Origin of the sequence: Actinomadura nitritigenes, assembly GCF_017573545.1 — a bacterium.
GTDB lineage: Bacteria > Actinomycetota > Actinomycetes > Streptosporangiales > Streptosporangiaceae > Spirillospora > Spirillospora nitritigenes.
Genome location: NZ_JAGEOK010000008.1, coordinates 283,868 through 294,696 on the forward strand (window position 1 = coordinate 283,868; position 10,829 = coordinate 294,696).

7 protein-coding genes are annotated in these 10,829 nt (G+C 75.7%); 4 read left to right on the plus strand and 3 right to left on the minus strand.

Annotated elements, in window-relative coordinates; genetic code table 11:
- Window positions 1-8 precede the first annotated feature (8 nt).
- Together J4557_RS14800 and J4557_RS14805 are read left to right on the plus strand one after the other, a co-directional pair.
- Entirely contained in the window at window positions 9-368 is a 360-nt protein-coding gene (locus J4557_RS14800; RefSeq protein WP_208267078.1) for a Rieske (2Fe-2S) protein, read from the plus strand.
- The gene (locus J4557_RS14805) at window positions 365-1,738 is read left to right on the plus strand and encodes an MFS transporter (RefSeq protein WP_208267079.1); all 1,374 of its coding nucleotides are present in this window, start codon (window positions 365-367) and stop codon (window positions 1,736-1,738) included. Before J4557_RS14800 ends, J4557_RS14805 begins: the two co-directional genes overlap by 4 nt.
- Before the next feature lie 66 nt (window positions 1,739-1,804).
- On the opposite strand, the gene J4557_RS14810 is transcribed toward J4557_RS14805, so the two are convergent.
- Window positions 1,805-3,574, minus strand: coding sequence for a PucR family transcriptional regulator (locus J4557_RS14810; RefSeq protein ID WP_208267080.1), 1,770 nt, complete (start codon window positions 3,572-3,574; stop codon window positions 1,805-1,807).
- A 237-nt stretch (window positions 3,575-3,811) separates the two neighbouring features.
- Between J4557_RS14810 and J4557_RS14815 the strand changes: the two genes are divergently transcribed.
- Window positions 3,812-4,255 (plus strand): GlcG/HbpS family heme-binding protein, encoded by a 444-nt coding sequence (locus J4557_RS14815; RefSeq protein WP_208267081.1) that lies wholly within the window; start codon window positions 3,812-3,814, stop codon window positions 4,253-4,255.
- A gap of 69 nt (window positions 4,256-4,324) precedes the next feature.
- On the opposite strand, the gene J4557_RS14820 is transcribed toward J4557_RS14815, so the two are convergent.
- On the minus strand, window positions 4,325-5,713 hold the full coding sequence (locus tag J4557_RS14820) for an amidase (protein WP_208267082.1): 1,389 nt from the start codon (window positions 5,711-5,713) through the stop codon (window positions 4,325-4,327).
- On the minus strand, window positions 5,710-7,245 hold the full coding sequence (locus tag J4557_RS14825) for a hypothetical protein (protein ID WP_208267083.1): 1,536 nt from the start codon (window positions 7,243-7,245) through the stop codon (window positions 5,710-5,712). The genes J4557_RS14820 and J4557_RS14825 overlap by 4 nt, the downstream gene beginning before the upstream one ends.
- 233 nt (window positions 7,246-7,478) lie before the next feature.
- Here J4557_RS14825 and J4557_RS14830 point away from each other — a divergent pair, with 233 nt between their 5' ends.
- Window positions 7,479-10,802 carry an ATP-dependent helicase gene (locus tag J4557_RS14830; protein WP_307799798.1) on the plus strand — a complete coding sequence of 1,108 codons (3,324 nt, stop codon included), beginning with the start codon at window positions 7,479-7,481 and terminating at the stop codon, window positions 10,800-10,802.
- Window positions 10,803-10,829 lie beyond the last annotated feature (27 nt).

A 10,829-nucleotide genomic window follows, 5' to 3' on the forward strand; every position in this document is an offset into this window, starting at 1 on the left:
AGCGACCGATGGAATACCAGCCCGTGGCCCGCTCGGGCCAGGTGCCCGAGGGCGTCGTCCGCCGCTTCTTCGTGGGCGAGGCCGAGGTGGCCGTCGCCCGCTGGGACGGCGAGGTGCACGCCATGTCCAACTACTGCACCCACCTCGACTGCCTGCTGTCGTCCGGCCGCGCCACCGAGGACGGCCTGCTCTGCTCCTGCCACGGCAGCGTGTTCGACTTCGCCACCGGCGAGCCGATCACGCCCCCGGCGACCAAGGCGATCAGCGTGTACCCGGTGAAGGAGGAGGACGGGCAGATCCTCGTGCACGTCCCGCCCGAGGACGCCGCGAACGGCGGCCCGCGCCGCCGCAAGCTCGCCCGCGGATGACCGCGGTCGACCGGGGGCCCGGCGCCCGGGACGGCCGCGAGGCGGAACGCGGATCGTGGGCGGCGCTCGTCCCGCTGCTGCTCGGCACGTTCACCGGGACCGTCGCGAACACCATCGTCAACGTCCCGCTGACGCTGATCCTGCGGGACCTGCGCGCCCCGATCTCCGCCGGGACCCTGGTCGTCGTCGCGTTCACGCTGACGTTCGCGGTGCTGCTGCCCGTGTCGGGGTGGCTCGGCGACCGGATCGGCCCGCGCCGGGTGTTCGTCGCGGCCATGGTCGTGCTGGCGCTCGCGTCCGCGGGCGCCGGATTCGCCGCGACGCTGCCGCTGCTGGTCGCGATGCGCGCCGTGCAGGGCGTCGCGACCGCCGCGATGCTGCCCGCGGTCATGGCGCTGATCGCCGCCCGGTTCGACGGGGACCGGCGCGGCCGGGCCCTCGGCCTGTGGGCCGCCGCGAACGGCGTCGGGCAGGCCGCCGGGCCGGCGCTCGGCGGCGGCCTCGCCACCTGGTTCGGGTGGCACGCGGTGTTCTGGCCGGTCGTGCCGGTGTGCCTGGCCGCCGCGGGCCTCGCGGTCCGGTTCGTCCCGCCGGGGCGGGCGCGGGCCGTCCCGCTCGACTGGCGCGGCGCCGCGCTGCTCACCCTCGCCGCCGCGTTCGGCCTCGGCGCCACGTCCGCCGCCGCGAGCCTCGGCGCCGCCTCTCCCGTCGTGTGGTGCGGCGCCCTCGCCGGGCTGCTCGCCGCCGGCGGCTACGTCGCGTCCTCGCGCGGGCGGCCCGACGCGTTCCTGCCGCCGCGCCTGCTGATCGAGACCCGCTACCTGCGGTCGTGCCTCAGCGTCCTCGCGCAGATGTTCTGCCTCGGCGCGACGCTGCTCGCCGTCCCCGTCTACCTGACCACGCAGCGGCACACCGCGACCCTCGTCGCGGGCGCGTACCTGCTGAGCCTGCCGCTGGCGATGTCGCTGCTCGGGCCCGTGACCGGCCTGCTGATGGAGCGGCTCGGCGCCCGGACGGTGCTGCGCGGCGGGCTCGCCGTCCTCATCGCCGGGCAGGCGCTCGTCGGCGCCGTGCTCGCCTGGTCGTGGGCGATCCCGCTGCTGCTCGCCGCCCTCGCGCTCACCGGGGCCGGCGTCGCGTTCGTCCAGACCCCCGCCGCGACCGGCGCCACCCGCTCGGACGCCGGGCGGACCGGCGCCGGCCTCGGCCTGTTCAACCTGCTGCGCTTCGGCGGATCGGCGGTCGGCGCCGCGTGGGTCGGCGCCGTCCTCGACCAGGCCCCCGCGTTCGGCCTCGTCTTCACCGTCTGCGCCGCGACGGCCGCACTGGGCCTCCTGGCCTCCCACCTGGGCCCCGACCCCATCCGCTGACCTGCGGCGAGCCGTCGTTGTGGCGGGTCCCGTCACGACGACTCGCCGCAGGCGGACGCTGCCCCGTCAGCGGGGCGCGGCGGCGGGCGGGGCCATCTCGTCCGCGAGGCTGCCGGTGACCGTCGTCAGCGTGTCGATGTGCAGCGCCAGCCAGAACATGAACTGCGCGTCCGCCGACCGGATGTCCATCCGCAGCGCCCGCGACGCCCGGTCCAGCTTGTAGAGCATCGTGTTGCGGTGCATGCCCAGCTCGCGGGCCGCCGCGTTCAGGTTCCCCGACGTCCTGATGTACGCCAGCACGATCTGCTCCAGGTCGCCGCCGTTCGCGCGGCGCAGCGGGGCGAGCGTCTCCTGCGCGAACGACTTGGCCTCCGCGCTGCCCGCGACGTCCTTCAGCGCGGCGAACACCCGCAGGTCGTCGTAGCCGCACACGGGCGCCGCCGACGTGTGCCAGGCCAGGCCCATCGCGAGCCGCGCCTCGTGGTAGCCGGCCGCGACGCCCGCCGCGCCGGCGCCCGGACGCCCGTGCGTCACCCGCAGGTCCTCGCCGAGCTGCGCGCGCAGCGCCCGGTGCAGCCGCTCGGCGAACCGGGCCGCCTCCGCGCGCTGCTTCAGCGGGTCCGGCCCGGACGTCACCTGCCGGATCACCACGATCGTGGAGCCGATCGCGGCCGTCAGCGTGCAGCCCGCGGGCTCCAGCGTCTGCGCGGCGCGGGTCGCGGTGACCGTCCGGCGCAGGTAGTCCCGGCCGACCGGCAGCAGCGCCGCCGCCGACACCACGTGCACCGCGTAGTGGCCGTCCACGTCGAAGTCGTGGTGCCGGGCGCGCGCGCCCAGCTCGTGCGGGTCGGCGAACCGGCCGTGCACGAGGGCCTCGACGAAGTCGCCGCGGGCCCGCTCCTCCGCGGCCCGCACCGACCGCTGCCGCAGCATCTCCGACCCGATCAGCGTGGCGCCGTGCTCGGCGACGACGCGGTGCTGCGCCAGGTCGTGCGGGTCCGGCGGGCACGTCGGCTCGACCATCACCAGCCGCCCGAACGGCTCGCCGCCGACGACCACGGGCGTGATCAGCGCGTTCAGCGTGACGCCGGGCGCGACGGCCAGCTCCGCCTCGTCCGCGTGCGCGTGCCCGTCCAGGACGGCGTCCGGCCCGCGCGGGGGCGGTGCCGGGAGCGCGGCCTGCACGGCGTCCGGGTCCGGGGCGGGGCCGTCCGGTGTCTCCGCCCACGCCAGCCGCTCGCCCTCCGCGTCGCAGATCAGCACCGAGCAGCGCGACAGCCCGACGATCGCGTGCGCCATCGCCGGGATGCCCGGCCCGTGCGCGAGGACCTCGGCGAGCGTGCGGTGCACCCGGGTCCCGTACTCCAGGATGTGCGCCGCCTGCGCGAGCGCCTTCTGCCCGACGAGCCGGCTCACCGCCCGGTAGTCGGCCTCGGCGGGCAGCGCCAGCAGCGGGACGCCCGCCGCGTCGGCGGCGCGGGCCGCGGCGGCGAGGCCCGTGTCGGCGAGGCCCGTGTCGGCGCCGCGCGGCCGCCAGGCCAGCAGCGCGGCGGCCTCCCGGCGGACCAGGCCGGCGACCACCGCCGCCGCCTCGTCCGGCGGGGCCAGCGCGGTCACCGGCAGGTGGACGGCGACCCCGGCGAGGTCGGGGCCGGTGTCCGGATCGGTGCGGGTCTCCGACAGCGGCAGGCACCAGCCGACGCCGCGGTCGAGCCCGGACGCTCCGGCGATCAGGGTGCCGCGCAGCAGCGGCTCGGCGAGCAGGGTGCGCACCGGCACCTGGTCGCCGGCCGGGGCCGGCGCGGGGGTCGTCGCGGATACCGATGGTTGTGCCATGTGCCCACATCCCGTCCGGATCGTTCGGCAGAGTGTACATAGCCTCGGTGGCGGCGGCCCTCCGAGACTGACGGGAGTGAAGGCAATTCGTGGCGGACGGCGGGAGCCGGCGCTCCATCCGTCAGCCACATCCTGCGTGACAATTCCGATTCCGGCAATACCCATTTTCATCCGCAGTGGAAACGGCGGTGTGGGCAGGCCGGGACGGCGTTTCCGCTCGACACGACCGGAGGTCCCGTGCACACCGTTCACCGGCTCACCCTGGAAGACGCCCTGGTCATGCTGACCGCCGCCGAGGAGGAGGCGCGGCGCATCGGGGTGAGGCAGACGATCTGCATCGCCGACGACGGCGCCCACCCGATCGCGCTGCACCGGATGACCGGCGCCCGCCTCACCGGCGTGGAGATCGCGATCGCCAAGGCGTTCACCGCGGCCGGCCACCAGCGCGACACCCACAAGTTCAACGAGCCGCCGAACGGGCCCGCGCTGCCCGGCAACGAGGCGTTCGGCATCAACCAGATGCTGCCCGGCAAGTTCGCGATCTTCGTCGGCGGCTTCCCGATCGTGCACGAGGGCGAGGTCGTCGGCGCGGTCGGCGTCAGCGGCGGGAACGGCGACCAGGACAAGGCCGTCGGCGCCGCCGCCCTCCGCGCCTTCCAGGAGAAGATCGCCTCCGCGTAGCGGCCGTCGGACCCCTGACGAGGCCGATCCGGGCCGGCGGCGAGCACCTCGCCGTCCGGCCCGGCACGGTCAGGGCGCCGGCCAGGGGCGGAGGCGCTCGAACGCCGCCGCCGCGGCGAGGACGCGGGCGTCCTCGTGGCGCCGCCCGACGATCTGCAGGCCGGTCGGGGCGCCGCCCGCCCACCCGGCGGGCACCGACACCGCCGGATGCCCCGACAGGTTGAACGGGAACGTGACGGCCAGCGCGCCCCAGTGGTCCACGGGACGCCCGGCGATCTCGGTGGGCATCGGCCCCTCCGCGGGGAACGCCGGGGCCTGCGTCGCCGGGGTCAGCAGCAGGTCGAACCGGCCGAACGCCCCGGCGAGCGTCTCGACCAGCCGCGCGCGGGCCTCGTGCGCGTCGACCAGGGCGTCCGCGTCCAGGGTGCGGGCCGCGTCGCCGTAGCGGCGGACGGTCGGGTGGACCGACCCGAGCCGGTCCTCCGGCGCGTCCCGCAGCTCGGCGTGGACGTCCGGGACCGACAGCGTCCGGAACGCGGCCCCGCAGGACTCCAGCCGGACCCCGGCGGGCACCTCACGCGCGCCGGTGCCCGCGATGAACGCCTTCGCCGCGTCCTCGACGACCGCCACCACCGCCGGGTCGCACGGCGCGCAGCCGAGGTCGGGCGACCACGCGACCCGCAGCCCCCGCAGGTCCTCGCGGTCCAGCGCCGTCTCGAACGGGGCGGGCGGGGCGGGCAGCGACGCGCGGTCGTACTCGTCCGCCCCGCAGACGCAGTCGAGGAAGCGGGCGGTGTCGCGGACGGTGCGGGTGAGGACGCCGTAGTGGTCGTTCTCGGCGGTGCCGCGGTGCCGGGGCCCGCGCGGGACGCGCCCGTACGTCCCCTTGAACCCGACGAGCCCGCAGTAGGAGGCCGGGATGCGCAGCGAGCCCGCCCCGTCCGTCCCGGTCCCGAGCGGCACCATGCCGGACGCGACCGCCGCGGCCGACCCGCCGCTGGACCCGCCCGGCGTGAGCTCAGGCGCGTGCGGGTTGCGGGTGACGCCGTGCAGGGCGGACGCGGTGAACGACGCCCGCCCGAACTCCGGCGACGCGGTGAGCCCCACCGGGACGGCCCCCGCCGCGACCGCCCGCGCGACGATCGTCGAGGTGCGGTCGGCGACGCGGTCCGCGTGCAGGACGCTGCCCATCGCGTACGGCCATCCGGCGACGGCGTGCAGCTCCTTCACCGCGAGCGGGACGCCCGCGAGCGGCCCGGGGTCCTCGCCACGCGCCACCATCGCGTCCACCGCGGCGGCGCGGGCGGCCGCGCCGTCCGCGTCCACGTGGACGAATGCGCCGAGGTCCCCGTCCAGCCGGGCGATCCGGTCCAGCGCAGCCGCCACCGCCTCGCGGGCCGCCAGCGCGCCCGTCCTGACCAGTTCCGCGGTCTCCACCGCGTCCGGCGCCGGGCTCACAGCGCCACCGCCGCGACCGCCGTGGCGACGACGAGGCCCGACACCACCGGCACGAACAGGCGTCTGGCCAGGTCGATGACCGACACGCCGCTGACGCCCGCGACGACGATCAGCGACGACCAGATGACGAGCGTCCCGCCGCCGGTCCAGCTCGCGCCGTTCTGCGCGATCGCGGCGAGCGTGGCGGGATCGGCGCCCGCCGCGTGCCCGAGCTCCCCGGCGAGCGACCCGGTGAACGGCAGCCCGGGCCAGCCGTTGCCGTCCAGCCCGATCACCATGCCGATCAGCAGCATCGCGAACGAGGCGAACACCGGCACGTGCGGGATGTGGTCCTGGACGTGCCCGATCGCGTCCAGCAGCAGCGCGGGGCCCTTCGCGCCGTCCGGCATCCCGAGGATCTCGGCCGAGTAGTCCGACAGGCCCACGTAGACGAACCCGGCGATCGGGATGACGACGCCCATCGTCCGGAACGCGAACCCGATGCCGTCGGTGAAGTGGTCGGCGCAGCTCTGCAGCCAGTTCCGGCGGTCCGCGACGACCGCGACGGCGACCAGCGCCAGCGCCGCCGTCCCGCCGACGAGCGGCGCCCCCTGCCCGTCGTCGATGTCGGGGACGAGGGAGGTGAACCGGCCGAGCAGCATGACGACGAGCAGCACGGCGAACGCCAGCGGCACCGCGACGGCCACGATCCGGGCCCGCGCGCCGGGCCTCGCGGGCTCCCCGTCCGGACCGGCGGGGCCCGTCGCGGTCAGGGTCGCGGTCGCACCGGAGCCCCCGCCGTCCCCGCCTTCTTCCCCGCCGCCGGACGCCGCGGCGCGGGCCTCGCCGCGCGTCCCGGCGCGGACGTCGCCGTCCCCGGCGGCGGCGAGGTCCAGGGCGGCGGCCGCCGCCACCACCGGGTCGAGCAGCTTGGTGCGGACGTCGCGCAGGTAGGACACGCCGAGCGCGACGACGCCCGCGATGAGCGAGATGATGAGCGCGCGGTCGGCGATCGCCCCCGCGGGCACGTGCGCGCCCTGCGCGGACAGTCCCGACGCGACGCCCATGATGTAGTCGGAGCTGAGCGCCATGCCCTGCCCCGTGATCGCGATCGCGATGGCGGCGGCGAGCGGCGGCAGCCCGACCCGGACCGCCGCCGGCAGCAGGATCGCCGCGATCAGCGGCAGCACCGGCGTCGGCCAGAACGACATCGACAGCAGGTAGGTGACGACGGCGAGCACCAGGTAGGCCAGGTGCCCGTTGCGGATGAACCGCTGCAGCGGCCGCACCATCATCAGGTCGGCGCCGAGCCCCCGCATGGCGCCGAGCATCGCGGTCACGATCGCGATGATGAGGAAGATCGGCAGCAGTTCGCGGGCCGCGACGATCCCGGCGTTGAACACCGCCGCGATCCCGGTCGTGACGCTGCCGCTGTAGACGAGTGCCGTGACGAACGTCCCGCAGACGGCGAGACCCACGACGTTCTTGCGCGCCACCACGGTGGCGATGAGGGCGGCGAGGCCCAGGAGATAGATCCAATGCGCAGGCGACAAGGGGCGAAACCTCCCACCTCCCCGGGACGCGGCCGTCCGCGTTCCGTGCACGGGGGTGCCGCGACTCTCCATGATCGGTTGCGCGGACCGCAACGGAAGAGCGCACATCGCGGCGGGCCCGCGTTTGTGCAGGCTGCCGAGTCCCGTGTTCCACGCGGTCTCCGCGCGTCACCTTCGCGACATGCGCCCGTTGTGGTCCGAGGAGCCCCGGTGATCTGCTCCAATGAACTGTTGTGCCGCCTGCTTCCTACCGTCTCGTCCGCCGCGCGGGCCCCGCGCGCGCCGTCCCGCCCGTGCTCGACGAGCGGCAGCGGCGGGTCGTGGAGCACGCGGGCGGGCCGATGCTGGTGCTGGCCGGGCCGGGCACCGGGAAGACCACGACGATCGTCGAGGCGGTCGTCGACCGGATCGAGAACCGGGGCGTCGACCCCGAACGCGTGCTGGTGCTCACGTTCAGCCGCAAGGCGGCCGGGGAGCTGCGGCAGCGGATCACCGGGCGGCTGCACCGCACGACCCGGACGCCGCTGGCGCTGACGTTCCACAGCTACGCCTACGCGCTGCTCCGCCGGGACGCGGTGCTGAACGAGGAGCCCGCGCCGCGGCTGCTGTCCGGCCCGGAGCAGCTGCTGGAGGTGCGGCGGCTGCTCGAGGGCGAGCTGGCGGACGGCGCGCGGGACTGGCCGGAGCGGCTGCGGGCGGCGCTCGCGACGCGCGGGTTCGCCGAGGAGCTCCGCGACTTCACGCTGCGGGCCGTCGAGCGGCGGTTCACCCCCGAGGAGCTGGTCGCGCTCGGACGGATGCGGGGACGCGACGACTGGCCCGCGATCGGCGCGTTCATGGAGCGGTACGTCGAGCGGTTCGCGCTGGACCCCGTCCCCACCTACGACTACGGCGAGCTGATCTACATGGCCGCCGGGATGCTCGCCGACGAGGAGGTCCGGATCCGCGAGCGCGACGCCTACGACGTGGTGTTCGTGGACGAGTACCAGGACACCGACCCCGCGCAGGAGGCGCTTCTGCACCTGCTGGCAGGGGAGGGCCGCGACCTCGTCGTGGTCGGCGACCCCGACCAGTCGATCTACGGGTTCCGGGGCGCGGACGTGCGCGGGATCCAGGAGTTCCCGAACCGCTTCCTCACGCTGGACGGCCGGCCCGCGCCGGTGGTGGCGCTGCGCACCTGCCGCCGCATGGGACCGGAGATCCTGGAGGCGTCCCGGCGGATCGCGCGCCGCCTGCCCGCCGGTTCGGCGGGCGCCGCCGAGCACCGGGCCCTCCTCACGCCGGACGAGGCCGACGAGGGCGAGGCCGGGTCGGCGCCTTCCGGGGTGAAGGGCCCCTCCGGGTCGTCCGGCGAAGTGCGCGCTGCGTCGTCCGATGAAGTGCGCGCTGCGTCGTCCAGGAGGGGCGACCCCCCTGGACCCCCCGATGAAGTGCGCGCTGTGATCGCCGACTCGGAGAGCCAGGAGTCGGCGCTGGTCGCGGACGAGCTGCGGCGCGCGCACCTGCTCGACGGGGTGCCGTGGTCCCGGATGGCGGTGCTGGTGCGCAGCGCGGTCCGGCAGGTCCCGGTGCTGCGGCGGGCGCTGGCGCAGGCGGGCGTCCCGGTCGTCGTCGCCGGCGACGAGGTGCCGCTGATGCAGGAGCCGGCCGTCCGGCCGTTCCTGGTGCTGCTTCGGGCCGCGCTGAAGAAGGGCTACCTGGACGAGGTCGTCGCGGAGGACCTGCTCACCGGCCCCCTCGGCGGCGCCGACGCCCTCGCGATGCGGCGCCTCAAGCGCGCCCTGCGCGACCTGGAGGAGCTGTCGGGCGGGCAGCGCCCGCTGGGCGAGCTGCTCATCGCGGCCGTGAACGACCCGCGCGAGCTGGTGCTCGTCCACGAGAAGGTGCGCGCCCCGGCCGAGCGGATCGCGAACCTGATCGACGTGGCGCGGCGCAGCGTCCACGACGGCGGATCCGCGGAGGACGTGCTGTGGGCGGTGTGGGAGGAGAGCGGGCAGGCGGACGTCCTGCTGGAGCAGAGCGTCAAGGGCGGGACGCGCGGCGCGTCCGCCGACCGGGACCTGGACGCCGTCGTCGCGCTGTTCGACCACGCGGCCCGGTTCGTCGACCGGCTGCCGCAGGCGGGCCCGGAGCTGTTCGTCGACGACATCGCCGCGCAGGAGATCGCCGGGGACACGCTCGCCGAGCAGGCGCCGGAGGGCGAGGCGGTCCGGATCCTCACCGCGCACCGGTCGAAGGGCCTGGAGTGGGACGTCGTCATCGTCGCGGGCGTCCAGGAGGGCGTGTGGCCGGACGTGCGGCTGCGCGGGTCGCTGCTCGGCGTCGAGGAGCTGATCGAGCACGCGGCGGGCGCGGAGCCCGACGCGGAGGTGGGTTCGGGCGGTGTGCTGAGCGCGGCGGCCGGCGCGTCCATGGCCGCGAAGATGCTGGACGAGGAGCGCCGGCTCTTCTACGTCGCGGTCACGCGCGCGCGCAAGCGGCTCGTGGTGACGGCGGTCGGCGGGGACGACACCGAGGAGCGGCCGTCCCGGTTCCTCAACGAGCTGCTGCCCGGCGCGATCGAGCAGTCCCAGCTCGACGAGAAGACCCGCTGGCTGTCGCTGTCCGCGCTGGTCGCCGACCTGCGGTCGGCGGTGTCGGACCCGACCCGCCCCGAGCCGCTGCGCCGCGCCGCCGCCGGGCACCTCGCCCGCCTCGCGCGCGCGGGCGTGCGCGGCGCCCGTCCCGAGAACTGGTACGCGATCACCGCGCTGTCGGACCAGGGCCCCGCGTTCGCCGACGACGAGCAGATCACCATCTCCCCGTCGCAGGTCGAGGCGTTCACCACGTGCGGGCTGCGCTGGCTGCTGGCCGCGGCGGTCGGCGCGCAGGAGGGCGGCCCGAACGAGTTCAGCACCATGGGCAAGGTCATCCACGCGGTCGCCGAGATGGCGGGCGCCGACGACGGCGTCACCGAGGTGCACGTCGCCGAGCGGCTCGACCAGATCTGGAACGACCTGGACTTCCGCAGCTCCTGGTACTCCGAGAAGCAGCGCGAGCAGGCCACGGCGATGGTCGACAAGTTCCTCGCCTGGCACCGCGACAACCCCAACGAGGTCGTCGCGCTGGAGGAGTCGTTCAAGGTCGACCTCGGCCGCGTCGTCATCAAGGGCCGCATCGACCGCGCCGAACGCGACGAGCAGGGCCGCGCCGTCATCATCGACATCAAGACCTCCTCCACGGCCGTCCCGAAGGACGACCTGGCCCGGCACCCGCAGCTCGGCGTCTACCAGTACGCGGTGATGCTCGGCGCGTTCGAGCGGCACGGGCTGATCGAGCCCGGCGGCGCGAAGCTGATCCAGGTCGGCAAGGCCGCGTTCACCGCGAAGGCCCGCGAGCAGGAGCAGCCGCCGCCCGCCGAGGACGACGACCCGGAGTGGCCCAAGAAGCTGGTCGAGGTCGTCGCGAGCGGGATGGCCGGCGACGTGTTCCAGGCGCGCGCGAACGACAAGTGTCGGACGTGTCCCGTACGCTCCTGCTGTCCCGTCCACGACGAGGGCGGACAGGTCGGCGACTAGGATCCGACGGAATCGGGCGGGAGGCGT